The following is a 26395-nucleotide window of genomic DNA, read 5'->3' as shown; positions in this document are numbered from 1 at the left end:
CGACGGGCGGGGGCGGGCCACTTCTGAGAACGTCGAAGGCATGATCCGTCTCGCGCGCCTGCCCCTGGACCGCTGGTCGGCGCTGCTGCCGCTGCTCGCCGTCGTGCTGCTCGCGCTGACCTGGGGGCGCACGCTGCCCGCCGGGCTCGTGGCCCTGGTCGCGTGCTTCCTTGCGGGCGCGGTGCTCGCCGCGGTGCACCACGCGGAGGTGGTCGCCCACCGGGTCGGTGAACCGTTCGGGTCGCTGGTGCTCGCGGTCGCTGTGACGGTCATCGAGGTGGCGCTCATCGTCACTCTGATGTCGGACGGCGGCGACAAGAGTGCCTCGCTCGCCCGCGACACCGTGTTCGCCGCCGTGATGATCACCTGCAACGGCATCGTCGGTCTGTGCCTGCTGGTCGGCGCCCTGCGCCGCCGATACGCCGTCTTCAACGCCGAGGGCACCGTCACCGCCTTCGCGACGGTCACCACCCTCGCGGGCCTCAGCCTCGCCCTGCCGACCTTCACCACCAGCAAGCCGGGCCCCGAGTTCTCGGCCGCCCAGCTGGTCTTCGCCGCGATCGCCTCGGTCTTCCTGTACGGGCTCTTCGTCGCCACCCAGACCGTGCGCCACCGCGACTACTTCCTGCCGGTGACGCAGCAGGGCGAGGTCATGCGGGACGACGCCCACGCCAACCCGCCCTCCGCGCGCACCGCATGGACCAGCCTCGCCCTGCTCGGCGTCGCCCTCGTCGCGGTGGTGGGCCTGGCCAAGGGGGTCTCGCCCACCATCGAGAGCGGGGTCGCCGCGGCCGGCCTTCCCGCCTCGGTCGTCGGCGTCGTGATCGCGCTGCTCGTGCTGCTCCCCGAGACCATCGCCGCGGTGCGGGCGGCCCGCCGCGACCGCGTGCAGACCAGCCTCAACCTGGCCCTCGGCTCGGCCATGGCCAGCATCGGCCTGACCATTCCGGCCGTCGCGCTCGCGACGATCTGGCTGTCCGGGCCGCTGGTCCTCGGCCTCGGCGCGAGCCACATGGTGCTGCTCGCGCTGACGGTCGCCGTCGGCATCCTCACCGTCGTGCCGGGCCGCGCCACCCTTATGCAGGGCGGGGTGCACCTCTCGCTGTTCGCCGCGTACATCGTGCTCGCGATCAGTCCCTGAAGGAGGCCTCGTTCCGCATACGTTCCCGGCCGACTAAGCGGTGCGTTCAAGCCACCGGTGTTACGCCCATGTTGACGGACCGCCTGCCGAGGAACACGATCGAGAGGTAGGTAGTTGCTCAATACATCTGATTCGGCCGGCGGTACGTCCCCCCTCCGGCCGGACAGGCCAAGCAGGAGGCACCATGTGTGGCATCACCGGCTGGATCTCCTTCGACCGTGAACTGCGCGCCGAGCGGGACACCCTGAACGCGATGACCGAGACGATGGAATGCCGCGGTCCCGACGACCGCGGCGTCTGGGCCGACGGCCCGGCCGCTCTCGGCCACCGCAGGCTCGCCATCATCGACCTTCCGGGCGGGCGCCAGCCCATGACCGTCGAAGCGGACGGCAAGGCCGTCGTCCTCGTCTACTCGGGCGAGGCCTACAACTTCACCGAGCTGAGGGCCGAACTCGTCGCCCGCGGGCACCGGTTCACCACCGACTCCGACACCGAGGTCGTCCTGCACGGCTACCTCGAATGGGGCGAGGCCGTCGCCGAACGCCTCAACGGCATGTACGCCTTCGCGATCTGGGACGAGCGCGTCCAGCGCCTCGTCATGATCCGCGACCGGATGGGCATCAAGCCCTTCTACTACTACGAGACCGCCGACGGCGTGCTCTTCGGCTCCGAGCCCAAGGCGATCCTCGCCAACCCGCTGGCCGGCCGCTCGGTCTCGCTCGACGGCCTGCGCGAGCTGTTCACCTTCGTCAAGACGCCCGGCCACGCCGTGTGGGACGGCATGAAGGAGGTCGAGCCCGGCACCGTCGTCACTCTCGACCGCGGCGGCCTGCGCACCCACACCTACTGGTCGCTCGAAACCCGCCCGCACGAGGACGACCGCGCCACCAGCATCGCCCACGTCCGCGAGCTGCTCGACGACATCGTCCGGCGCCAGCTCGTCGCCGACGTGCCGCGCTGCATGCTGCTCTCCGGCGGTCTCGACTCCTCCGCGCTGACCGCGCTCGCCGCCCGCCAGCTCGGCGAAGTGGGCCAGCAGGTGCGCAGCTTCGCCGTGGACTTCGTCGGCCAGACCGAGAACTTCGTCGCCGACGAACTCCGCGCCACCCCCGACACCCCCTACGTCCACGACGTGGCCCGCGGCTCCGGCACGATCCATCAGGACATCGTCCTGGACGCCCAGTCGCTCGCCGACCCCGAGGTGCGCGCCAAGGTCATCCGGGCCCGCGACATCCCCATGGGCTTCGGCGACATGGACACCTCGCTCTACCTGCTGTTCAAGTCGATCCGCGAACACTCCACGGTCGCCCTGTCCGGCGAGTCCGCGGACGAGGTCTTCGGCGGCTACAAGCAGTTCTTCGACGAGGAGGCCCGAAGCGCCGACACCTTCCCCTGGCTCGTCAGGTTCGCCGAGCAGTTCGGCGACGACTCCGGCCTGCTGCGCCCCGACCTCGCGGCCGCGCTGAACGTCCCCGCCTATGTCAAGGATTCCTACGACACCGCCGTCGCCGGCATCCAGCGCCTGGACGGCGAGAGCGACTTCGAGTACCGGATGCGCAAGATCTGCTACCTCCACCTGACCCGCTTCGTGCGCGTCCTGCTCGACCGCAAGGACCGCGCGAGCATGGCCGTCGGGCTCGAAGTGCGGGTGCCGTTCTGCGACCACCGGCTCGTCGAGTACGTATACAACGCGCCCTGGTCGGTGAAGTCCTTCGACGGCCGCGAGAAGAGCCTGCTGCGCGAGGCGGCCAAGGACGTCATCCCGCAGTCCGTGTACGACCGGGTCAAGAGCCCGTACCCGTCCACGCAGGACCCGAAGTACGCCATCGCCCTCCAGGGCCACGCCAAGGACCTGCTGGCCCGGCCCTCGCACCCGGTCTTCGACCTCATCGACCGGGACGGCCTGCGCCGGGCCGCCGAGGTGAGCGCCCCGCAGATCCACCAGGCGTCGCGCCGCGGCCTGGAGCGCACGCTCGACCTGGCGATCTGGCTCGACCTGTACAAGCCGGAGCTGAAGACGGCGTAAGGCCCCCTAGCCGAGACCCCAGCTGTGGATCTTGTGCGGGTGGATGCGGATGAGCTCCTCACTGAAGTGCGGGCCCAACTCGTGGGCGCCGGTGAGGAGTTCGGCCACTCCGCGGATCTCGACCCCGCGCACCTTCCACGGCCGTACGCTCACGACATCGTCGACCACCAGGGCCGCCTTCGGGTTGCCCTGGAGGTTGCGCCACTTCTTGGTGGTGCCAAGGGCGTACCCGCCGATGAGGATCGTCCCGTCGTCCTGCGGGAAGAACCCGACGGGGTTGGCCTGCGGCTGGCCGTTCCCGTCCACGGTGGCGAGCCGCCCGAGGCGCTGGCTCTTGAGATACGTGCGTTCCGCCTCGCTGAATCCCGTCATGCGGCCACCCTCACACGCCCGCCACCACCCCGTCATCGGGCCGTGGACCCAGATCCTGCGGCCGGGCGCTCAGCCCCAGATCACGGCGCCCAGCCACGCCCCGACCACGAGCAGGCAGGCGAAGAGCTCGGCCATCACCGAGTAGCCGCCCGCGCGAAGGACCGTACGGGCCGAGGCCAAGGCGTCCCCGCGGCTGCCGAGGCGTACCCGTTCCGCGCCGTAGAGCCCGCCGACGAACCCGGCGATCCCGCCCACCACGGGCAGCACGAAGAACCCCGCGACGGCGGCCGCGCCCGCGACGAGGACCGACCTCCTGGCCACTCCGGCCGCTTTGAAGCGGCGGGCGGGCAGGAAGGGCCGCAGGGCCTGGTTCAGCAGGAGCACACCGGTGGCCCCCGCCAGGACGCCCCAGGCGGCCGCGGTGGTGTCGTCGAGCGCCCACCATGCGGCGGCGGCCCACACGATCGCCTGCCCGGGGACGCCCGGGACGAGGACGCCGCACAGGCCCGTCAGCATCACCGTCCCGACCGCGAGGAGCTGCCACACGCCCATCTGCCAAGGGTGCAGGAAACCGCCCGTTCCCGCAGTCCCGGGCCCCTCGCGGCAGCGCTCAGCGGGCCACCCAGCCCCGCTCGTACGCGTGCCAGCCCAGCTGGAGGCGGGTGGTGACCCCGGTGAGCTCCATCAGGCCCTTGACCCGGCGCTGCACGGTCCGCAGGCCGAGCTCCAGCTGCTTGGCGGCGCTGGCGTCCGTCATCCCGGCGAGCAGCAGCGACAGGATCTCCAGGTCGGTCGCGTCCGGGCCGTGCGCCTCCTCGACGATGCCGCGGCCCGCGCCGCCCAGCCGCAGCGGCAGTGCGTCCTTCCACACCGCCTCGAAGAGGCCCATCAGCGATTCGAGCAGCCCGCTGGCGTGCACCACGAGCGCGGCCGGCTCGGCGCCCCGGCCGGTCAGCGGCACCATCGCGAGGCTGCGGTCCGCCACGACGAGCTTGGTCGGCACCCGGTCCACCGTCCGCACCTGCTCGTCGCGGCCGAGCGCCGCGGACAGCTCGACGATTCCGGCGGGCAGCGAGAGCACCTCGCGCTCGATCACCACCCGGTAGGCGACCCCGCGGATCGAGGCCCGCTCCTCGGACTCGTTGTCCATCCCGGTGACCGCGACCGGCTTGCCCGTCACCAGCGCGCACACCTCCTCGGCCGCGCCCAGCTGCAACTGGTGGAAGCGGTGGGCGACCGCGCTCGCGCCGGTCACCACCTCGACGAGGTCGTGCACGGCCGGCTCGGCGGCCTCGGCACGGTACTCCGCGGCGAGCAGCGCCGCCGCCAGCTCGGCCTGGTCCAGCTCGTGGCGCTGCTGGGTGAGCAGCGCGCCGAGCGCGACGCCGGGCGGGGCCGCCACCCAGCGCCCGGTGCGCGCCGAGGACTGGGCGGCCAGGCCCTGGCGCTCCAGGCGGCGCAGCGCGCGCTCGGTCTCGTTCTCGGGCAGCGCGAGCCGGTGCGCGAGGTCGCTCACCTCGGCCGCGCCGACCGCGACCAGGGCGCGGTACGCCGACTCCTGCGTCTCGTCGAGACCTATCGCTCCCAGCACCACGGACCGCCTCCCTCAGCTGCGCGGTGGCGGGAAACCGCCCCGGCGCAAACCCGCCTCACAACATCATCCCCGTATCTCCCGTCGCTCTGCCAATGTCGAGCCACCGCAGCACCAACAGCCTCCGGATACAGGGCATGTGCGTTCTTTGGGGGCGCGGTGTCTTTTGTTCCGGATTCACCTGGGGAGAGCGATGCGCCCGATATCGCGTACGGCTCTGGGAGTGGCGACCACCGCCGCCCTCGCCGTCACCGCGGTGGCGCCGTCCGTGGCAGCGCCACGGACCGCCGACACTGCAGAAACCGCCAAGAGACCGCTCGTCGGCAGCGCCGCGAGCAGCACGGGGACACCGGCCACCGTCACCCTGGTCACCGGCGACAAGGTCGTGGTGAGCAGGGACGGCTCCGGCACGCCCACCGGCGTCACCGCCCTGCCGCGCGAGGACGGTTCCGTACCGCTCGTCCAGACCCGGCGGTCGGGCAAAGAGCTGTACGTCTACCCCGGCGACGCGGCTCGGGCGCTCGCCGCCGGGCAGGTCGACGACGAGCTGTTCAACGTCTCCGGGCTCATCCGCCAGGGCTACGACGACGCGCACACCAAGACGATTCCGCTCATCGCGGTGTACGACACCGCCGTGGCGAGGTCGGCTCCGCCCGTGCCGCGCGGCGCCAAGGCCGGGCTGAGCCTGCCCGCGGTCCATGGCATGGCGCTGACCGCGGACAAGGCGAAGACCGCCCGGCTGTGGGCCGACGTCTCCAACTCCCGTACGCGATCGGCCGGTTCGGGAATCAAGAAGCTGTGGCTCGACCGGAAGGTGACGGCCTCCCTGGACCGGTCGGCCAAGCAGATACGCGCCGACCTCGCCTGGGCCGCCGGATACGACGGCAAGGGCACCAAGGTCGCCGTCCTCGACACCGGTGTGGACGCCGAACACCCCGATCTCAAGGGCCGCATCACCGCCTCCAAGAACTTCACCGACTCGCCCGACACCGAGGACCGCCAGGGCCACGGCACCCACACCACGTCCACGGTCGGCGGTTCGGGCGCGGCCGACGACGGCAAGAAGAAGGGCATCGCGCCCGGCACCGGCCTCCTGGTGGGGAAGGTCCTCAACGACTCGGGCTCCGGCGACAGTTCATGGATCATCGCCGGAATGCAGTGGGCCGTCGACAACAAGGCCGACGTCGTCTCGATGTCGCTCGGCAGTCCGGTCCCCACCGACTGCACCGACCCGATGAGCACCGCGGCACAGCAGCTCGCGACCGAGGCCACGCACACCCTGTTCGTCGTCGCGGCCGGCAACTCCGGGCCGAGCCTGAACACCGTGTCCTCGCCCGGCTGCGCGCCCGGCGTCCTGACCGTCGGCGCCGTCGACCGCGACGACACCACCGCGAGCTTCTCCAGCCGCGGCCCGGCCCCCTTCACGCACACCCCGAAGCCGGAGATCACCGCCCCCGGCGTCGGCATCTCGGCCGCCAACGCGGGCGGCCGCGGCATCTACGCGTACCGGACGATGTCCGGCACTTCGATGGCCACCCCGCACGCCGCGGGCGCCGCCGCCATCGTCAAGCAGCGCCACCCCGACTGGACCGCGCAGCAGATCAAGGCGGCGCTCGTCTCGTCCGCCGACAGCCACATCCCGGGGGACGTGCGCGAGACCGGTGGCGGGCGGCTCGACGTCAAGGCCGCCATCGACGAGACGGTCCTCGGCGCGCCCGCCGTGCAGGCCGGCACCTTCGACTGGCCGCAGGACAAGAGCGACCGCACCACCGTCGACGTGCCCTACACCAACGTCTGCGACGGGCCCGTGAAGCTCGACCTCAAGGTCGCGGGCGTCACCGGCAACGACGGCTCTGCCGTCAACTCCCTTGTCGTGAAGTTGAGTTCGGGCTCGGTCACCGTTCCGGCCGGCGCCACCGTCAAGGTGCCGCTCGCCGTCGACCCGACCGCCCGCCTCAAGGCCGCCCAGTACGGCGACATCACCGGCCGCGTGCTCGCCACGTCCCATGGCGTCACGGTGTCCACCCCCTTCTCGCTGTACGTCGAGCCCGAGACGCTCACCCTGCGCGTCAAGCTCGTCGACCGCCAGGGCAAGCCCGCCGCGGGTCCCTCGTCCCTCGACGTCATCGGCACCGACACCGCGACCGGCGAGCGCCGCTTCAACGAGGGCGCCGCCGATCAGGTCTACCGGCTGCGCCCCGGCGCCTACTTCGTGTCCTCGTTCGTCGCCTCGGCCGACCCGGGAGACGCGACCGGCGCGAACATCGGCTCCGTCAGCTATCTCGGCCGCCCGCAGCTCGACCTGAAGAAGGACACCACCCTCGTCCTCGACGCCCGCAACGCGCACCGCCTCTCCGTCAGGACCGACCGGCCGAGCGAAGTCCGCACCACCACCCTCGACTTCGCCCGCTCCTGGGGCGGCCAGTGGCTGCACTCGGGCTCGATCACCGGCTCCCGGCTGATCAAGGACTACTTCGCGGACGTCCAGGGCAGCGCCCGTGCCGGCGAGTTCGAGTTCGGCAGTTACTGGCGCGCGTACGCCCCGCAGTTCGACAGCCTCTCCGCGGTCGGCGGGCCCGAGCTGCACCCGCTCACCGCGAGCCTCGGCTCCGACAACCTCGACGGCACTGGCGAGGCGGCGCTCGTCGACGCGGGTCACGGCACCCCGGACGAGCTCAAGGCGGCCGGGGTGAACGGAAGGATCGCGTTCGTCGCGGTGCCGGACGGCGACGCCTCGGCCCTGACCCTCGGCAGGGACGCCAAGGCCGCGGGCGCCAAGGCGCTCGTCGTGCACCGCCCCTCGGCCGGCCGCTGGCTGCCCACGTACGGCTTCGCGGGGGGCTCGCTGCCGACCCTCGCCGTCGAGGCGGCCGAGGCCGAGGCGCTCGCAGGCCGGCTCTCCAACGGGCCGGTGACGCTGCGCTGGAAGGCCACCGCGAAGAGCGGCTACGTCTACAACCTGGGCTTCCAGGAGGACGGCGGCTTCGGCTCCGACCACACCTACCGGGTGCGTGACGGACAGCTCGGCCGCAACGTGTCCACGTACCACTCGATGGGCGTACCGGCCGACTTCGTCGACGGCGTCGCCGCCCACCGGCCCAGCGGCGCCGGCCCGGTCGGCGTCTCCGGCATCGACCTGGTGGCCGTCCCCTCCACCCGCACCGAGTACTACACGGCGGGCGGCACCACCTGGGACCACTTCGTCTCGTCCAGCTTCCCCTTCGGCGAGTTCATGCTGTCCCCGGCCAAGGCCTACAAGCCGGGCAAGCAGACCGAGGAGAGCTGGTACGACGGGGTCGTCGGCCCCGACGCCGGACGCGACGCCGGGGGCAGGCCGCTGCTCGCCGCCGAGCGCCAGGGCAACCTGATCGGCTTCGCGCCCGGCATGTGGGCCGACTCCGAACACAGCGCCCAGCCGGGCTCGTTCGGCGACATCGGCTCGCTGCTCCTGCGCCGCAACGGCCAGGACTACGACAGCAGCGGCTGGCCGTCGGGGGTGTTCACCGTCCCCGCGGACGACGCGGCGTACGAGCTGATCAGCGACAACCAGAAGATCGGCCCCTCCGGCGCGGTGTGGAAGCGCTCGCAGGAGGTCACCACGAGCTGGAAGTTCCGCTCGCACCTCGACGGACACGTCTACTCGCAGGGCATTCCGCTGCTCTTCCCGCACTACGGCGTCCCCGAGGACGGCCTCAAGACGGTCCCGGCGGCCGACGGCCAGAAGATCGGCCTCACCGTCACCGGGCACGCGGGCTACACCCCGGCCGCCCTGGTCTCGGCCAAGCTGTCGTACTCCTACGACGGCGGCACCACCTGGACCGAGGCCAAGTCCACACAGCAGGGCGGCAGTTGGACGGCGACGGTGAACCACGCGGGCGCCGCCGCCAAGAACGTGACCCTGAAGGCCGAACTGACCGACGCCGACGGCAATGCGGTCACCCAGACCGTGGTGAACGCATACGCAGTGCGTTAGCCACGCAGCCGGTCCGCCGGGCGGCTTCCCCGTGGGGGGTGGGGCCGCCCGGCGGACTTCGGCTTTCCTCGCCCCGCTCCTGCGTTGCGGACATTTTCCCGATGCCCCGTTTTCGTACGCCTCAGGCGGTGGACAATAAGGGCATGAGCCAGCAGGGGGAGAGGCCGACCCGGGACGACGACTGGTGGAACCGGCTGTACGACGAGTCGGTCCCGGACGCCGGTCCCGACGGTTCGCGCGACAGCCTCGACGACCGCTTCAACTCGGCCTCGGGGACGGTGAGTTCGGGCTCGGCGGGTTCCGCCGCGGTGGGTTCGGCCGCGGCGGATGCGAAGCCGCTGGGATCTTCGGGCGCGGAGGACGCGGAGACGGCGGGTCCGCCCCCGGGGGCCTCGGACGTGGTGGGTCCCGACGCGACGGGTTCGGGCGTGACGGGTCCGGACTCGGCGGGTCTCACCCCGACGGGTTCGGGCGTTGCCGGCCGGAACCCGGCCGGTTTACCCAGGGTGGAACGCGCCGCGCCGCCCGCCGCACCCAGCGCCTCGCCGCGCCCCCGGGCGCCTTGGGAGCCGCCCGAAACCCCGCCCGCACCGCGCAAACCCGCCGCCTGGTGGGAGACCGTCCCCGCGGCCCCGCCGCCACCCACGGCCCCGGCCCCGCTGCCCGATCTGCCGCCCGGCTGGACGGAGGGTGCCCCGCCGGATCCGGCCGAGACGGCTCACCCCGTCGAGGGCCGGCGCCCGGCGCCCCTCACCGCGCCGCCCGATCCGCCCCGTGCCGCCACCCATGAGTCGCGCGCCCCGCAGGGCCCGCACACCCCCACCGTGGAAACCCCCGTCCCGCCCGCCGTCGCCCCCGACGAGCAGTTCGGGCCGCCGAAGACCGCGCCGCCCGAGCAGTTCGCGCCGGTGCCCCGGCCCCGTACCGGCCATGTGGGTGAGGGGCCGCCCACCTACGACGCCGAACCCACGGCGCTGCCCGCCGCCCGGCCCGACGAGCTCGACGACCTCGTCGCCGACACCGTCCTCGACGGGGCCCGCTACGGCGCCTACGTCCTGCGGGCCTCCTCCTCGCGCGGGGACTCCGCGCGCTACCGGGGCGAGCCGCGCCGCGACGCCCTGCTCACCGCCCGCTTCGGCACCGGCGAGAACGCCCTGGTCCTGGTGGCCGTCGCGAGCGGTGCGCGGACCAGCGACCGGGCCCACCTCGCGGCCGCCGACGCCTGCCACTGGATCGGCGGCGCCATCGGCCGCAGCCACGTCCGCCTCGCCGAGGACATAAGGGCGGGCCGGCGCGGCGACCTCAAGTCGGGCCTTCACCGCCTCACCGACCGCAGCTACGGCATGCTGCGGGCCCGCGCCGCCGAGCTCGGCGCAGAGCCCGAGGAGTACACCGCGAGCCTGCGCTGTCTGCTGCTCTCCGCCGACCCCGCCTGCCGCACCCGGGTGTTCTTCGGCATCGGCCACGGCGGCCTGTTCCGGCTGCGCGGCGGCGTCTGGCAGGACATCGAGCCCGCCGTGCCCGACGCGGGTGCCGTCTACGGCGAGCCGGTGGTCGGCTTCGGCTCGGCCCCCGCCGAGACCCCGCAGGGCGACCGCCTCACCATGGACCTGAACACCGTCGAGCCCGCCCGCCCCTACATCGACCCGCCCGCGCCGCCCGGCGAACCGTTCCGCTTCCGGGCCTCGGTGGCCCGTCCGGGCGACACCCTCCTGCTGTGCAGCGGGGGCCTGGCCGAACCCCTGCGCGGCGAGGCCGCCCTCGCCAAGGAACTCGCCGAACGCTGGGCCCGCCCCGAGCCGCCGGGGCTCGCCGCTTTCCTCGCCGACGTGACGCTGAGGGTGAAGGGGTACGCCGACGACCGTACGGCTGTCGCAGTCTGGGAGGCGTAACCGCAGAGGCCATGGGTTGATGGACCCATGGCCAAGCAGAACGTTGCAGAGCAGTTCGTCGACATCCTCACCCGCGCGGGCGTGAAGCGGCTGTACGGAGTCGTCGGCGACAGTCTGAACCCCGTCGTCGACGCCATCCGCCGCAACGCGGCCATCGACTGGATCCAGGTCAGGCACGAGGAGGTCGCCGCGTTCGCGGCCGGCGCCGAGGCCCAGCTCACCGGCAAGCTGGCCGCGTGTGCCGGCTCGTGCGGGCCCGGCAACCTCCACCTCATCAACGGCCTGTACGACGCGCACCGCTCGATGGCCCCCGTCCTGGCCCTGGCCTCGCACATCCCGTCCTCCGAGATCGGTCTCGGCTACTTCCAGGAGACCCACCCCGACCAGCTGTTCCGCGAGTGCTCCCACTACAGCGAGCTGATCTCCAACCCGCAGCAGATGCCCCGCGTGCTCCAGACCGCGATCCAGCACGCGATCGGCCGCGGCGGCGTCAGCGTCCTCGCGCTGCCCGGCGACATCGCTTCCGAGCAGGCTCCCGACAAGGCGATCGACCACGCCCTCGTCACCTCGCTGCCCTCGGTGCGGCCCGGCGACAGCGAGATCGACAAGCTCGCCGGCCTGATCGACAGGGCGAAGCGCGTCACCCTGTTCTGCGGCAGCGGCACCGCCGGGGCGCACGCGGAGGTCATGGAGTTCGCCGAGCGGATCAAGTCGCCCGTCGGGCACGCGCTGCGCGGCAAGGAGTGGATCCAGTACGACAACCCGTACGACGTCGGCATGAGCGGGCTGCTCGGCTACGGCGCGGCCTACGAGGCGACCCACGAGTGCGATCTGCTGATCCTGCTCGGCACCGACTTCCCGTACAACGCCTTCCTGCCCGACGACGTCAAGATCGTCCAGGTGGACGTGCGCCCCGAACACCTGGGCCGCCGCTCGAAGCTGGACCTCGCGGTGTGGGGCGACGTGAAGGAGACGCTGCGCTGTCTGATCCCGCGCGTGCAGGCCAAGAGCGACCGCCGGTTCCTCGACAAGATGCTGAAGAAGCACGCGGACGCGCTGGAGGGCGTCGTCAAGGCGTACACCCGCAAGGTGGAGAAGCACGTTCCGATCCACCCCGAGTACGTGGCCTCGGTACTGGACGAACTCGCGGACGACGACGCCGTGTTCACCGTCGACACCGGCATGTGCAATGTCTGGGCGGCCCGCTACATCTCGCCCAACGGAAGGCGCCGGATCATCGGTTCGTTCAGCCACGGCTCGATGGCCAACGCGCTGCCGCAGGCCATCGGGGCCCAGTTCCTCGACCGGAACCGTCAAGTGATCTCGATGTCCGGCGACGGCGGGTTCTCCATGCTGATGGGGGACTTCCTGACCCTGATCCAGTACGAACTGCCGGTAAAAATCGTGCTGTTCAACAACTCCTCGCTCGGCATGGTCGAGCTGGAGATGCTGGTCGCAGGCCTGCCCTCGTACGGGACGGCCAACCGCAACCCCGACTTCGCGGCCATCGCCCGGGCGGCCGGGGCGTACGGGGTGCGCGTCGAGAAGCCCAAGCAGCTCGCGGGCGCGCTCAAGGACGCCTTCAAGCACAAGGGTCCGGCCCTGGTCGACATCGTCACCGACCCCAACGCGCTGTCCATCCCGCCGAAGATCAGCGCCGAGATGGTGTCGGGCTTCGCGCTGTCCGCCAGCAAGATCGTCCTGGACGGCGGGGTGGGCCGCATGCTCCAGATGGCCCGCTCCAACCTCCGTAACGTGCCGAGGCCTTGAAAGGGCCGGGCGGCGGCAGCAAGGAACACCACTTCTTCACCGTGCTCCTCAGAACCGGCCGGCTCCTTCCGTGCGTCCCCGCCTTCACCCGGTCCGTACCAACGACTAGTCTCAACCGGGTTACGCCGATGACCAGGCGAGAAGGGCCGGGGGAGTCACACCATCATGAGTGGTACCAACGGGGACGGAAACGGCGAGAAGGACGACTACCTGGAGGGCGGCATCAAACCGCTCGCGGCGAGCGATCCGGTGCGCATCGGGCCGTATCTGCTCCTCGGGCGGCTCGGTGCCGGCGGCATGGGGCGGGTGTTCCTCGCCCGTTCGGACAGCGGGCGCACCGTCGCCGTGAAGGTCGTGCACGAAGAGCACGTGTCCGACGAGCAGTTCAGGGCGCGGTTCCGGCGGGAGATCGAGGCGGCGCGCAAGGTCGGGGAGCGGTACACGGCGCCGGTGCTCGACGCGGGCCCGGGCGACGAGCCGCCGTGGGTCGCGACGGGGTACGTGCCCGGGCTCTCGCTCGAACAGATCGTGCGGCGCCACGGGCCGCTGCCGGCCGAGTCCCTGCACGCCCTCGCCGAGGAACTCCTGAAGGCGCTCCGGGACATCCACGGCGCGGGAATCGTGCACCGCGACCTGAAGCCGTCCAACGTGATGCTCACCGTGGACGGTACGAAGGTCATCGACTTCGGGATCGCGCGCGCCCTCGAGACGTCCGTGGAGTCCCTCCTCACCAGTACGGGGATGGCGGTCGGCTCTCCCGGTTTCATGTCGCCGGAGCAGGTGCGGGGGCAGAGTGCCGGGGTCAAGAGCGATGTGTTCACCCTCGGGTGCGTGCTGACGTATGCGGCGACCGGGCAGCTGCCCTTCGGGCACGGGGCCAGCAACCAGCACGCGGTGATGTTCCAGATCGTGGAGGGCGAGCCCGATCTGACGGGCGTCGAGGACGACGCGCTGCGGGCCCTGATATCCCGGTGTCTGGCGAAGGACATCGACGAACGTCCCGGCGTGGACGAGCTGTTGGCGGACCCGGAGCGGACACGTCCGCGCTCCGCGCGCGGCGCCTGGCTGCCCGCCCGCGTCGTCGCCCGCCTGGCCCAGCAGTCCGCGCGGCTGCTCGACGCCGAGGCGGAGCCGCTGCGTGAAGAGCCCGTGGACCGGGCGACCATCGGGCTGCGGGCACCGGCCGGGGACCCTGGGGCTCCGGAGGCCGTCGTGGCGAGCCTTGGTGCCACCAAGCGGGAGCCCGAAGAGCGGCCCCGGCGCCGCCGCAAGCTCATCGTGCTGCCGGTTGTCGCCGTGCTCACCGTCGGCGGCGGCACCATCGCCGTGCTCCAGCCCTTCGCGAGCGACGGTGGCGGCGGAGCTCAGGCCAAGCCCCCGGCCGCCGGCGCGAGCGCGAGCGGCGGTGACCGCGCGGGCTCCAGCGCCACGCCCTTGGCAAGCAACTCGCCCGGCGCCCCGAGCAGTCCCGCCTCGCCGGGGGCGAGCGCGCCGGCCAACGCGACCCCGAAGGGCCCGGACGCCAAGCCCGGTGGGGGACCCAACGCCCCGTCCGACGGCGGGAGTCCGGCGCAGCCGCCGGGCGGCGGGGGCGGCAGCCAGCCCGGTGGCGGCGGCTCCACGAGAGGCGCCGGGGGCGGCGCCGGCGGCGGTACCGGCTCGTCGTCGGGGGCGGGGTCGGCAGGGGCGTCCGGGTCTTCGGGGCAGTCCGGCTCCGGCGGCACATCCCAGGGGTCCCCGCCGCCCGACATGAAGGCCTACAAGCTCGAGTACACCAACTCCTGTGTCGGCGCGTGTTCCATGCCGGTCGCGGTGAGCTGGCCGGCGGTCTCCGGAGCGACCCGGTACGACATCCACTACACCAACAAGGGCAGCAACTTCACGAAGAAGAGCGTCGACACCACCTATTCCACCGGCTCCCTCAACTACACGGTCACGGGCCCGTTCTCCGGTGACGAGATCTGTTTCGCGGTACGCGCCGCCAACAAGTACGGAGCCTCGGCCTGGGCGGAGACCTGGTGCGGCACGGTGCCGTACTAAGCACGCGACGGCTCCCGGTCTCCGCGCCGCAGTCGCAGTGTGACGATCTGGAACGGCCGCAGCTCCAGGGCGATCCCCGCCGCAGAGATGGGAGCCTCGCCCAGCGGCCGTTCCAGGAGATCGGTGAACTCGGCACGCCCACAGGGGAATCCGGGCCGCAGCACCGCCCGTGCCCGGCTGCCCGCCGACTCGTAGAGCCGGACCACCACATCACCGCCCCGGTCCTCCGCGAGCTTCACCGCCTCGACGGTGACCGCCGGGTGGTCCACGGTGACCAGCGGGGCGGCCTCGGCGGCGGGGGCGACCCGCAGCGGCAGATTCAGCGCGAGCCCCTCCGCGACGGCATCGGTCACCTCGGCCCCGGCAAGCAGCGCATAGGTGAAGCGGTGCACATCGACATCGGTGGCCGGATCCGGGCTGTGCGGCGCCCGAAGGAGCGTCAGCCGTACGGTCGTGCCGAGCCCGGCTTCGTGCGGCACCCGGGTGACGTCGTGCCCGTACGTCGAGTCGTTGAGCACGGCCACCCCGTACGAGGGCTCGGCGACCCGCAGCCAGCGGTGCGCGCAGACCTCGAACCGGGCCGCGTCCCAGCCCGTGTTGACATGCGTCGCGCGGTGCACATGCCCGAACTGGATCTCGGCGGTGGACCGTTCGGCGTGCACGTCGAGCGGGAACGCCGCCTTGAGCACCTTCTCCGACTCGCGCCAGTCGACTTCGGTGACGATGTCGACGCGCGGGCTGCCGCAGGTGAGCCGGATCTCCTGGGTGATCCGCGAACTCCCGAAGCTCCGCACCACCCGCACGGCGGCCCGCAGCGGCCCCTCCTCGACGAGCTCGACCGAGTCGGCGTCGGTGAGATCGGTGTGCCGACGCCGGTAGTGCCGGTCGATGTCCCAGGCGTCCCACTGGTTGGGGTGATCGGGATGCAGCTGAAGGAGGTTGCCCCGGCTGCCCGGGGCGAGCACCTCCCGGCCGGCGACGAGGTCGCGGACCGAGGTCAGCAGCCCCTCGTGGTCCACCGAGATCCGCGCAACCGCGTTGTCCAGTACGAGAGTTGAGCCGTCCCGCACCACGCTCACCGGCGGCTCCGCAAGGGCCGCCCGGGCCAGGGCCGTCGACGCGAGCGGCGGCGCGTGGACGGCGAGCAGCGCCCGGCCGCCGGGCAACGCCTGGCCGCCCGGCGCGTTCTCGGCCGCGGTCTCGACCACCGCGTTCCGCGCGTACGGCGACGGGTTGAGCACGGCGGGCCCCCGCGCCTCGCCCAGCGCCGAGACCGCGCCCGCGACGACGGCCTCCAGCTCCGCGCGTACCCGTTCATACGTCTCGCGCGCCTCCCGGTGGACCCAGGCGATGGACGAGCCGGGCAGGATGTCGTGAAACTGATGCAGCAGCACCGTCTTCCACAACCGGTCGAGATCGTCGTACGGGACGCTGTAATCGGGGGAGCGCAGGGCTGCGGCCGTCACCCACAACTCCGCCTCGCGCAGCAGGTGTTCACTGCGGCGGTTGCCCTGCTTGGTCTTGGCCTGGGTCGTATAGGTCGCCCGGTGCAGCTCCAGATAGAGCTCGCCCGACCACACCGGTGCCCGCTCCCCGTACTCGGCGTGCGCGGCCTCGAAGAACGCCGACGGCCTCTCGACGGTGACCCGGGGCGAGCCCTCCAGATCGCGCAGCCGGCGCGCCTTCTCCATCATCTCCCTGGTCGGGCCGCCCCCGCCGTCGCCCCAGCCGAACGGGACGAGGGAGCGCGTGGCGAGCCCCTTCTCGCTGAAGTTCCGCTCGGCGTGGGCGAGTTCGGCCCCGTGGAACTGGGAGTTGTAGGTGTCCACCGGCGGGAAGTGCATGAAGACCCGGGTGCCGTCGATGCCCTCCCACCAGAACGTGTGATGCGGCATCCGGTTGGTCTGGTTCCACGACAGCTTCTGGGTGAGGAACCACTTCACCCCGGCCAGCTTCGCGAGCTGCGGAAAGGCCGCGGTGTAGCCGAATGAGTCGGGCAGCCAGATCTCCTCGGTCTCCACGCCGAGCTCGTCCAGGAAGAAGCGCTTGCCGTGCACGATCTGCCGGGCCAGCGCCTCGCCGCCCGGCATGTTGGCGTCCGACTCCACCCACATCGATCCGACCGGAGCCCAGTTCCCCTGCTCCACAGCCTTTTTGATGCGCTGCCAGATGTGCGGCTGGTGATCGCGGACCCAGGCGTACTGCTGGGCCTGCGAGCAGGCGAAGACCAGCTCGGGGTAGTCGGCGGCCAGTGCGGTCACATTGGCGAAGGTGCGCGCCGCCTTGCGGACCGTCTCGCGCAGTGGCCACAGCCACGCCGAGTCGATGTGCGCGTGACCGGCCGCCGAGACGCGGTGGGCGCTGGGACCCGCCGGACGGGACAGCACGTCGGCCAGCTCGGCACGCGCCGCCACCGCCGTGCCCGCCACATCGTGCAGATCGAGCGCGTCCAGCATGCGCTCGAGCGCCCGCAGGATCTCATGCCGGCGGGCCCGGTCGGCCGGCAGCTCCGGCATCAGCTCCGACAACACCTCCACATCCAGCACCAGGTGCCACACCTGGTCGTCGAGTACGGCGAGCTCGGCAGCCGCGAATCGGTAGATGGGCGCAGGCCCGGCGGTCAGTACGTCTCCCAGCGGGGTCGGTTCGAAGTCGTGCAGCACCGCCGGATTCGCGGCCGCCTCCAGGAGCAGGGAGACCTCCTCCCCGCCCGCCGCAGGCGCTGCCACCGGGATATGCCGGTTGCGCGGATGGATGCCCTTGAGCGGGACGCCCGAGCTGTCGTACACCAGGCCCTCCGCCTGGAAGCCCGGCCCCGCTCCGGCGAAACCGGGGTCGATGACCGCCTCGACCCTGCGTCCCGCCCACGCCCCGGGCACCCGTCCTTCGATCCGGAACCAGCTCGTCGACCATGGCCGGCCCCACTGGGTACCGGCCTCGAACGGCTCGTATGCCGCCGTCAACGCCTCGGCGACGGGCACCGGTTCGCCCGGCGCGTGCCAGACGGCCAGGGTCAGCGGCACCCGGGCGGCGTACTGCGCGGGGCGCACGAACTGGCGCATGGCCCGCTCCAGGCGTCCCTCGACCAGCGATCGGTCATCATGCATCGCTTCTCCTCCAGCAGCTCACTGAAGGGTTTCCCGTTCGGTTGTTGAGGAATCACCATGCGTGACCGACGCCCGACGGGGCATGCATCCCGTGTGCATGTTCGAGGGAGGAAGGTCGTCACAACGTGCAGGTGGGGGTTATGACAAGGCATCAGGCAGGGCTCGGCCCCGCGGGGAGCGGGCCCGTCCGGACACCTGATGCGCAGCAGGGGGACCAGCGTCTGCTGCGCAGGAGAGTGGGGCAGGCGGATCTGAGTGCCGTGGGGGACATACGCCGGGCGCTGAGGGAACTTCTCGGCCCGTCGAGGCATTCGGGGGCGGCGGACGTGGCCGAACTGCTCACCAGCGAGCTGGTGACCAACGCCCTCGTCCACACCGATCACGGTGCGGTGGTGACGGCGACGGTCGGCGAGGCCGGCCTTCGTGTGGAGGTCCGGGATTTCGTGGCCGCGCTTCCCACGCCGTACGTACCGTCCGCCGACGACGGTACGCATGGCAGGGGCCTGCTGCTCGTCCAGGCGCTGGCGGACGCCTGGGGTGTGCACGAGCACGGGATGGGGAAGGTGGTCTGGTTCGAACTCGGCTGCAACGGGGCGGCGCCGCAGTTCTAGGTGCCGACGCCTAGCCGAACTGCTGCTCAAGGTCCTTGAGCTTGCGCTCCAGGGAGTCGAGCCGGGGCAGCGCCTGGGTGTCGTCCTCGGCGGTGAGGTCCACGGTCCGGGCCGCCGAAGCGTCAGCGGTTCCGAGGGCCGCGAGGGAGTGCCGGGTGCGCAGGGGCAGCTGTCCTGGCTCGGCTATGGCCGGCTCCGCGACAGCTTTGGGCTGCGCGGAACCCTGGCCGGAGCCGAGCGCCGGGACGCCGACCTGGCGGGCGCCCCTGCCGCGCCCCCAGGCCCGGTTCTGCCGGGTGAGCGCCCGGAAGTGCGCCCGGTCCAGCTTCTCCTGGTCACGCCTGCGGAGCTTGTTCTCCTCCTTGGCGCGCTTGTCCTCGCGCACCTCTTCGACGGCCTCGTCCAGGGTGCGTACGCCCTCCAGGAGCATCAGCGACCAGGCGCCGAAGGTCTCCCTGGGGGCCCGCAGCCACCGTACGATCCGGATCTGCGGCAGCGGCCGCGGCACCAGGCCCTGCTCGCGCAGGGCCGCCCGGCGGGTCTGCTTCAGGGCGCGGTCGAAGAGGACCGCCGCCGAGAGCGACATCCCGGCGAAGAACTGCGGGGCGCCCGCGTGGGCCATGCCGCGCGGCGCGTGCACCCAGTTGAACCACGCCGCGGCGCCCGCGAACGTCCACACCAGGAGGCGCGAGCCGAGTGCCGCGTCGCCGTGGCTGGCCTCGCGCACCGCGAGTACGGAGCAGAACATGGCCGCGCCGTCGAGGCCGAACGGGACCAGGTACTCCCAGCCGTCCGTCAGATTGAGGTTCTGCCGGCCGAAGCCGACCAAGCCGTGGAAGGAGAGCGCGGCGGCCACCGCCGCGCAGCAGAACAGGAGCACATAGGAAGCGGAGCCGTACACCGCTTCCTTCCTTCTGCGGCGCTCCTCACTGCGTTCCCAGGAGTCGTCGCCGGTGGCGTTGTCACCGGCGCGCTTGCCGCGCGCGAGCACTACCAGAGCCACGACGACCCCCACGATCATCACGCCGCCCGGAAGCAGCCAGTCCAGCGATATGTCGGTCAGTCGCATGCGGTGTCCCTTGCATCGCGTAGGGCGTATCGGCCGCCATACTGCTCCTGCCGTACGGGGCGGCAGGGGCTTTCGGGGCAAGAGGGCGCCAACGAACGCGCAGGACAGTCGGATAGGGGGGATTCGATCGAACTGCCGTGCCCGGCGCGCGAGTTGAGTTCGACTGGCGCTCACCCGGACGGGTGGCATGGATCCCGGGCCCCTGCCCGAACCCCGACCGGACCCGGACGCGGGCTCTCAGGAGGCGGCGCTGAGCCTCTCCACGCGCTCGGCGTCGCAGGTGCGCGGACAGGTCACGCAGGTGTCCTCGGGGCGCACGGTGTAGAAGAAGCAGCAGCTCGCCCGGTCGCGGGTCGGCAGGCGCCGCCCGTCGGGCGCGGTCAGCTCACGGAAGCCGGGCGTGCCCACATACGGCTTCGCGGTGCCGGGGAGCAGCGCGTCGAGCTCGGCCATCGCGCGCGGCTCCTCGCCGAGCAGCGAGCCGATGTACCAGAGCCCCTCGACGATCTCGTCCGTCGCCATGCCCCACAGTGCCCGCCTGCCGCGCCGCATGCGCGGGCCGAATCCGTCGAGCACCGCCCCGAGGTGCTCGGCCACCGCCGCCCGCACCTCGCCGCGCAGCGCCTCTTCGTCCGGTACGACGCGGGCGCCGGGGAGCCGGGCCGCCGGGTCTCCCGGAAGGCAGGCGAACTCCCTTACCCGTACGGCGAGTTGGCCAAGCGCGCGATGGAACGTCACATCGGCGACCGGCACCCGCGGCACCCTGCGGTGCAGAAACCACGGCACCGTCACGAGGAGGCAGACGGGCCAGGCGTAGCGGTGGAAGCCGAAGGAGGCCACGACATCGGGGCGGGCCTGGTGCCCGTAGTCCTGGACGACCTGGGCGTTGTCCCAGGCCAGGAAGGCGTCGAGGGCGGCACCGCCCGCGGCGAGCTCCGCGGCGCCGACCCAGCCCGCGCCTCCGGGCGCCTGCTCGGTCCCGGTCAGCTCCCTGATTCCCAGTCCGGGAAAGACCTCGGCCAGGCGGGCGTAGGAGTCCGCGACGGGGCTCGGCGCGGGGCTGGGCAGCAAGGCGGAGACGGCCATGCGGGACCACCGAATCACGATCGTTGACAGGTAAGCCTTACCTTAGCGGATGAAGCCGATGTTTGAACTCGCGCTTTGTCCGCCTATGGTCTGTGTGGGGCAGGCGGAGTCGTAGGAGGCCGGGGTGGAACAGGGCAGAGCGCGCGAGGCAGTGGTGCCCGCGTACGGGCCACCCCGCGTTCCCGGTCAGGCCAGGGTCGGTGAGCGCCTCGGCGACGCCCGCGGCGAACACACCCACAGCGAGCCGCCGGCCCCCCGCACCGTCCACCGCCACTCGGTGCGCGGCCAGATCCTGGCCGCGCTGCGCACCGCCCTGGTCGACGGCGATCTCGTACCGGGTGAGGTGTACTCGGCGCCGGCGCTCGGTGAGCGGTTCGGGGTCTCCGCGACCCCCGTGCGCGAGGCGATGCAGCAGCTCAGCATCGAGGGCGCCGTCGAGGTCGTGCCCAACCGGGGCTTCAGGGTCACCGAGCGCAGCGCCCGCGAGCTCGCGGAGCTCGCCGAGGTGCGGGCCATGATCGAGGTCCCGGTGATGCTGCGGCTTGCCCGTACCGCCCCGGCGGCGCGCTGGGCCGAGCTGCGCCCGCTCGCCGTGGCCACCACCGAGGCCGCCGCGACCGGCGACCGCGCGGGCTACGCCGAGTGCGACCGCGCCTTCCACCGGGCGCTCCTCGCGCTCGCGGGCAACCAGCAGCTCGTCCAGGTCGCCGACGACCTGCACCGGCGCGCCCAATGGCCGCTGACCGCGGCGCCGGTCGCGCGCCGCGGAGATCTGGTCGCCGACGCGGCCGAACACCTGGCCCTCCTGGACGCCCTGTGTGCCCAGAACCTGCCGGTCGTCCAGTCGCTCGTACGGGAGCACTTCACGGGCTCCGCGCTCTGAGGTCGCGCCGCTGAACGACCGTGCCGCTGGACCCCGGGCGGTCACGGCCGCGTCCGCGCTGTGCAACAGCTCACACCGCGAGGAACCCGTGCCGTCAACTGCCGCGTCCCAGCGGGTACTTGAACAATCGCGCGCCGGGGGGCCACCATGCCGGATCCGTGGATGCAACAGCAGCAGATGCAGCAACAGCAATGGCAGAGCCGGCAGGCCGCGGACTCGGCCCGGCGCGCCTGCGACTACGGACGTGACGCGCATCAGCGCTTCGCCCACGGTTCGGTGCCGCGCGGCTCCTCGGGCCGTCTCACCGGACTGATCCAGCTCGTCCTGCTGATCGCGGCGGTCGTCTACCTCGCGGGCCACCCCGACGTGCGGGCCTCCCTGTGGGGATTCGCCCAGCACGCCTGGAGCCATCTCGACTCGCTGATCGACGACGCGCGTTCAGGTAATTGACGAACTGTCAGAGATGATCACTTCTGTCGGGTGACGAGCCGTCACATCGCGGCGGGCCGGGGCGGCGCGGCCCCCAGATGGGCCGCGAGCCAGGTGGGGACGCCGAGGAGGCGTACGAGGCGGGCCGCCTCCGTGCGCAGCCGGGTCGAGACCGGCTCCTCCTCGGTGTCGGCGAGCGAGGCGAGCGCCGGGGCCGTGCCGATGAGGTAGCCGAGCTCCTCGCGGATGCGCAGCGACTCGGTGAAGCCGTGCCGCGCCTCCGCCAACTCGCCGTCGCGCAGGGCGAGTCCGGCCAGATGGCGCCAGGTGAACGAGAGCAGCAGGGTGTCGCCGTGGGCGGCGGCGCCCTCGTGGGCGCGACGGTAGGCGGCGCGGGCGGCCTGCGGCGCGTCGGCGACGTTCTCGGCGAGCAGCCCCCGCCGGAAGTCGAGCAGCGCCCGGCCGCGCCCCGTGAGCGCGGTCAGCGCGGCGGCCCGGCCGAAGGCGGAGCGCGCCTCGTCCGCCCGGTCCCGTACCCCGAACAGCGTTGAGGCGTAGGCGAGATAGCCGCGCTCGCAGGCGGCGGCGCCGCGCTCCTCGTCGCTGCGGGCGACCGCCTCGGCGCCGCGCAGCGCCTCGTCGGCCTCCGCCCAGCCGGACTCGGTGTAGACGCAGCGCTCGGTCAGCAGGGCCGTGCGCTGGAGCGCGCCGGCCGCCGCGCCCGCATGCGGTTCGAGCAGAGCGGCGGCGTCCGTCCAGCAGCCGCGCGAGCGCAGCCGCCATACCGCGGTCTGGAGCGGATCCCCGTCATCTGCAGTCGTTCCGGAACCAGACATGGCGGTATGCGCCACGTTGCCCTCCCCGAGCGCGCCATCGAGCTGCTGAGTAGATCCGCATCTCAACACGGAATGGCACGCCGGGCCAAGGGGGGTGCGTGAATGAGTTCACAATCGTCCGACACTGGCCGGGATCGACTGTCAGCTCATACGAAGCGCCAGGAAGAAGTCCAGCTTGTCCTCGAGTCGGGACAGGTCACGGGCCGTCAACTGCTCGATCCTGCCCACCCGGTAGCGCAGCGTGTTGACGTGCAGGTGCAGTCGTGTGGCGCACCGCGTCCAGGATCCGTCGCAGTCGAGGAAGGCCTCCAGGGTCGGGATGAGTTCGGCCCGGTGGCGCCGGTCGTAGTCGCGCAGCGGGTCGAGCAGCCGGGCCGTGAAGGCGCGCCGTACGTCGTCCGGCACGAACGGAAGCAGCAGCACGTGCGAGGCCAGCTCGTGGTGGCCGGCCGCGCACACCCGGCCGGGGCGGGCGGCGGCGACCCGGCGGGCGTGCCGGGCCTCCTCCAGGGCGCCGCGCAGCCCCTCGGCGGAGTGCACCGCGGCGCTGACACCCAGTGTCAGGCGGCCGTCGTCCGCCAGGCCCGCAGAGAGCGGGGTGCGGACGGAGGCCAGGAGCGCGTCGGCGTGCAGACCGCCCTCGGCGCCCTCGGGCGTGACCGCGGGCAGCGGCACGAGTGCGATCGCCTCGTCGCCCGCGTGGGCCACCGCGATCCGGTCGGAGGACTCGGGGCCGACCACCGCGGGGTCGACCAGGATCTCCTCCAGGAGCGACTGGGCGACCGGGCCGCCCTCGATCTCCGCACCCAAGGTGCGCTCCCAGTCCACCCGGGCCACCACGACCTGCCAGTGCGGCGCCGAGCCGAGGCCGGGCAGCAGCACCGGGGCCGCGACTCTGAGTCGGGCCGCGATCTCGGCGGGCGCGGCGCCGGTCTGCACCAGCTCCAGGACCTCCTGGGCGAGCCGGCGGCGCACCGTGCGGGCCGCGTCGCGCCGGTCGCGCTCGACCGCGATGAGCTGGGTGACGCCCTGGAGCAGGTCGAGCCGTGCGGCCGGCCAGTCGCCCGCGTCGGCCTCGACGGCGAGCAGCCAGTCCGAAAGCACCGTCTCGCGCACGTCGCGGGCGGCGGGCGCCGCGCCCCGCCCGTTGTTGCGGATCGGGAACAGCGAGTAGGTCACGCCGTCGACGGTGGCCCGGTGCGGGCCCCGGCGGCCGGTGCGGGTGGCTCCCAGGTGCTCGGCGGCCAGCGCCGCGCCGACCGCCGGGGTCAGTGCGTCGCCGGCGCCCGCGATCTGGCGGCCGGTCGGAGAAAGCACCCAGGCCCGCAGGTCCAGGTCGGAGCCGAGCAGGTCGAGGACCACCTCGGGGCCGCCGCCCGCCGGGCCCGACGTCATCAGCCTGCGGTGGCGGTCCACGACCGCCGCGAGGTCGCCCGCGCGCTCGCCCGAGACCTGTCGTACGACGTGCTCGGTGATGGTTGCGAACGCGACCGACTCGTTCACCGCGAAGAGCGGGAGCCGATGGCGAGAACAAGCCAGAACGAGATCGTCGGGAATGGCGCCGAGCTCGGCCTCACCGGCCGCCAGGCCCGCCACACCGGCACTCGCGAGGATGCGTACGAATGGCTCGGAATCTTCGGCGTCCCGGCGCCAGGCGAGACCCGTCAGAACCAGCTCGCCACCCGTGAGGTAGCGGCTCGGATCCCGCAGGTCAGTGGTCATGACTCCCCGCACCGTGCGGTCCAGCTCGTCCTCGCCGCCGAGCAGCCGCAGCCCCAGCGCGTCGGTTTCCAGAAGTGCGCGCAGCCGCATCGCGTGTCGCCGCCGATCTGTCTTGATGTTGCCGTTGGAAAGCGGTGAGGTAACGGAGCACCGCCTTTCATACGAATCTACAAGACGTGAGCGGAGACCAGCCAACTCCTTCATGGTTTCGGTGACTGCACCCGAGGGATGCGGGCTTGTGTACTGATTCCACACCGCGTTAACAGCACATGAACGACTGAGATGTCGAGGGCCTGCCGTCCCCGGGACCCGCGCGAACGACCCCGAATTTGAGAATCGGAAGAGAGCCACTCATGGACTTCCTTCGCCCCGCCAGCTGGGAGGAGGCGCTCGCCGCCAAGGCAGAGCACCCCACCGCTGTGCCCATTGCGGGTGGCACCGATGTGATGGTCGAGATCAACTTCGACCACCGGCGGCCCGAGTACCTCCTGGACCTGAACCGCATCGGCGAGTTGGCCCAGTGGGAGGTCGGGGAGGACAGCGTCCGGCTCGGACCCTCCGTCCCGTACACCAAGATCATGGAGAACCTGCGGACGGAGCTGCCGGGCCTCGCGCTCGCCTCGCACACCGTCGCCTCCCCGCAGATCCGCAACCGCGGCGGTGTCGGCGGCAACCTCGGCTGCGCCTCGCCGGCCGGTGACGCGCACCCCTCGCTGCTGTCCTCGGGCGCCGACGTGGAGGTCGAGTCGCAGGCGCGCGGCGTGCGGCTCATCCCGATCGACGAGTTCTACAAGGGTGTGAAGCGCAACGCCCTCGAGGCGGACGAGCTGATCAAGGCCATCCACATCCCCAAGGCGGACGGCCCCCAGCAGTTCTCCAAGGTCGGCACCCGCAACGCCATGGTCATCGCGGTCTGCGCGTTCGGCCTGGCGCTGCACCCCGAGACCCGTACGGTCCGCACCGGCATCGGCTCGGCCGCTCCGACCCCCATCCGGGCGAAGGCGGCGGAGGAGTTCCTGAACGCGGCGCTCGAAGAGGGCGGCTTCTGGGACAACGGCAAGATCATCACCCCGTCGGTCGCGAAGGAGTTCGCCACGCTCGCCTCGGGCGCGTGCAACCCGATCGACGACGTCCGCGGCACCGCGAACTACCGCCGTCACGCCGTCGGCGTCATGGCGCGCCGCACGCTGATGTGGACCTGGGAGACGTACCGCGGCGGCAACGGCCGCACCCTTGAAGGAGCTGCATAACCATGCGCGTCAATTTCACGGTCAATGGCCGTAAGCAGGAGGCCGACGACGTGTGGGAGGGCGAGAGCCTTCTCTACGTCCTGCGCGAGCGCATGGGGCTTCCGGGGTCGAAGAACGCCTGTGAGCAGGGCGAGTGCGGTTCCTGCACGGTCCGCCTCGACGGTGTTCCGGTGTGTTCGTGTCTGGTCGCGGCAGGGCAGGTCGAGGGCCGCGAGGTCGTCACCGTGGAGGGACTGGCCGACTACGCCGCCCACCGCACCGACGCCCACCCCGGCGGCGGCTGCGCCTCCGGCTCCTGCGGTACGTCCATCGACGCCGCCAAGCGGTGGCAGGCCAAGCCCCAGGACAGCCAGACTGGAGAGGCCGGCGCGCTCTCGCCGATCCAGCAGGCGTTCATCGACGCAGGCGCCGTGCAGTGCGGTTTCTGCACCCCGGGCCTCCTGGTCGCCGCCGACGAGCTCCTGGAGCGCAACTCCGAGCCGTCCGACGCGGACATCCGCGAGGCGCTCTCCGGCAACCTGTGCCGCTGCACCGGTTACGAGAAGATCCTCGACGCGGTCCGCCTCGCGGCCGCCCGTCAGGAAGAGGCGGTCTGAT

General features: G+C 72.2%; 19 protein-coding genes. 11 read left to right on the top strand and 8 right to left on the bottom strand.

All coding sequences use genetic code 11. The annotated features are described in order from the left end of the window. Positions 1–40: 40 nt before the first annotated feature. Both IE206_RS22605 and asnB read left to right on the top strand, forming a co-directional pair. Entirely contained in the window at positions 41–1141 is a 1101-nt protein-coding gene (locus IE206_RS22605) for a calcium:cation antiporter (RefSeq protein ID WP_189964817.1), read from the top strand. A gap of 184 nt (positions 1142–1325) precedes the next feature. Further along, the gene (asnB, locus tag IE206_RS22600; RefSeq protein WP_189964816.1) at positions 1326–3167 is read left to right on the top strand and encodes an asparagine synthase (glutamine-hydrolyzing); all 1842 of its coding nucleotides are present in this window, start codon (positions 1326–1328) and stop codon (positions 3165–3167) included. A 6-nt stretch (positions 3168–3173) separates the two neighbouring features. Here asnB and IE206_RS22595 read toward each other — a convergent pair whose 3' ends face one another. The 3 genes from IE206_RS22595 to IE206_RS22585 all read right to left on the bottom strand — a co-directional run bounded on the left by IE206_RS22595 (position 3174) and on the right by IE206_RS22585 (position 5130). Next, positions 3174–3539: a PPOX class F420-dependent oxidoreductase gene (locus IE206_RS22595; RefSeq protein WP_189964814.1), complete on the bottom strand. Its 366-nt coding sequence runs from the start codon at positions 3537–3539 to the stop codon at positions 3174–3176. Positions 3540–3608: 69 nt separating this feature from the next. Next, positions 3609–4091, bottom strand: coding sequence for a DUF456 domain-containing protein (locus tag IE206_RS22590; protein WP_189964812.1), 483 nt, complete (start codon positions 4089–4091; stop codon positions 3609–3611). Between the two features lie 58 nt (positions 4092–4149). Beyond that, positions 4150–5130: a helix-turn-helix domain-containing protein gene (locus IE206_RS22585; RefSeq protein ID WP_189964955.1), complete on the bottom strand. Its 981-nt coding sequence runs from the start codon at positions 5128–5130 to the stop codon at positions 4150–4152. Positions 5131–5323: 193 nt separating this feature from the next. On the opposite strand from IE206_RS22585, the gene IE206_RS22580 reads away from it, so the two are divergent. The 4 genes from IE206_RS22580 to IE206_RS22565 all read left to right on the top strand — a co-directional run bounded on the left by IE206_RS22580 (position 5324) and on the right by IE206_RS22565 (position 14805). Next, complete coding sequence (locus tag IE206_RS22580) at positions 5324–9103, top strand: S8 family peptidase (protein WP_189964810.1); 3780 nt, start codon at positions 5324–5326, stop codon at positions 9101–9103. Positions 9104–9246: 143 nt separating this feature from the next. Then, positions 9247–10995, top strand: a complete 1749-nt coding sequence (locus IE206_RS22575) for a protein phosphatase 2C domain-containing protein (RefSeq protein WP_189964808.1) — start codon at positions 9247–9249, stop codon at positions 10993–10995. A gap of 27 nt (positions 10996–11022) precedes the next feature. Next, complete coding sequence (locus IE206_RS22570) at positions 11023–12765, top strand: pyruvate dehydrogenase (protein WP_189964806.1); 1743 nt, start codon at positions 11023–11025, stop codon at positions 12763–12765. Between the two features lie 165 nt (positions 12766–12930). Next, positions 12931–14805, top strand: coding sequence for a protein kinase domain-containing protein (locus IE206_RS22565; RefSeq protein WP_189964805.1), 1875 nt, complete (start codon positions 12931–12933; stop codon positions 14803–14805). Here IE206_RS22565 and IE206_RS22560 read toward each other — a convergent pair. Further along, the gene (locus IE206_RS22560; RefSeq protein WP_189964803.1) at positions 14802–17912 is read right to left on the bottom strand and encodes an alpha-mannosidase; all 3111 of its coding nucleotides are present in this window, start codon (positions 17910–17912) and stop codon (positions 14802–14804) included. The genes IE206_RS22565 and IE206_RS22560 overlap by 4 nt on opposite strands. Positions 17913–18052: 140 nt before the next feature. Between IE206_RS22560 and IE206_RS22555 the strand changes: the two genes are divergently transcribed. Then, the gene (locus IE206_RS22555) at positions 18053–18523 is read left to right on the top strand and encodes an ATP-binding protein (protein ID WP_189964801.1); all 471 of its coding nucleotides are present in this window, start codon (positions 18053–18055) and stop codon (positions 18521–18523) included. 10 nt (positions 18524–18533) lie between these two features. On the opposite strand, the gene IE206_RS22550 is transcribed toward IE206_RS22555, so the two are convergent. Then, on the bottom strand, positions 18534–19592 hold the full coding sequence (locus IE206_RS22550) for a DUF2637 domain-containing protein (protein ID WP_189964799.1): 1059 nt from the start codon (positions 19590–19592) through the stop codon (positions 18534–18536). Positions 19593–19829: 237 nt separating this feature from the next. Beyond that, positions 19830–20678, bottom strand: coding sequence for a (2Fe-2S)-binding protein (locus IE206_RS22545; protein ID WP_189964797.1), 849 nt, complete (start codon positions 20676–20678; stop codon positions 19830–19832). 124 nt (positions 20679–20802) lie between these two features. Here IE206_RS22545 and IE206_RS22540 point away from each other — a divergent pair, with 124 nt between their 5' ends. Both IE206_RS22540 and IE206_RS22535 read left to right on the top strand, forming a co-directional pair. After that, positions 20803–21561, top strand: coding sequence for a GntR family transcriptional regulator (locus IE206_RS22540; protein ID WP_189964795.1), 759 nt, complete (start codon positions 20803–20805; stop codon positions 21559–21561). Positions 21562–21723: 162 nt separating this feature from the next. Next, positions 21724–22011, top strand: coding sequence for a hypothetical protein (locus tag IE206_RS22535; RefSeq protein ID WP_189964793.1), 288 nt, complete (start codon positions 21724–21726; stop codon positions 22009–22011). A gap of 41 nt (positions 22012–22052) precedes the next feature. Here IE206_RS22535 and IE206_RS22530 read toward each other — a convergent pair whose 3' ends face one another. After that, positions 22053–22826, bottom strand: a complete 774-nt coding sequence (locus IE206_RS22530) for a hypothetical protein (protein WP_189964953.1) — start codon at positions 22824–22826, stop codon at positions 22053–22055. A 141-nt stretch (positions 22827–22967) separates the two neighbouring features. Continuing rightward, positions 22968–24638, bottom strand: a complete 1671-nt coding sequence (locus IE206_RS22525; RefSeq protein WP_189964790.1) for a PucR family transcriptional regulator — start codon at positions 24636–24638, stop codon at positions 22968–22970. 263 nt (positions 24639–24901) lie between these two features. Between IE206_RS22525 and IE206_RS22520 the strand changes: the two genes are divergently transcribed. Next, entirely contained in the window at positions 24902–25798 is an 897-nt protein-coding gene (locus IE206_RS22520) for an FAD binding domain-containing protein (protein ID WP_189964788.1), read from the top strand. A 2-nt stretch (positions 25799–25800) separates the two neighbouring features. Next, positions 25801–26394 (top strand): (2Fe-2S)-binding protein, encoded by a 594-nt coding sequence (locus tag IE206_RS22515; RefSeq protein WP_189964786.1) that lies wholly within the window; start codon positions 25801–25803, stop codon positions 26392–26394. Position 26395 lies beyond the last annotated feature (1 nt).

This window comes from Streptomyces violascens (genome assembly GCF_014649955.1).
Taxonomy (GTDB): Bacteria; Actinomycetota; Actinomycetes; order Streptomycetales; family Streptomycetaceae; genus Streptomyces; species Streptomyces violascens.
This window is presented reverse-complemented; position numbering and strand designations above follow the sequence as displayed.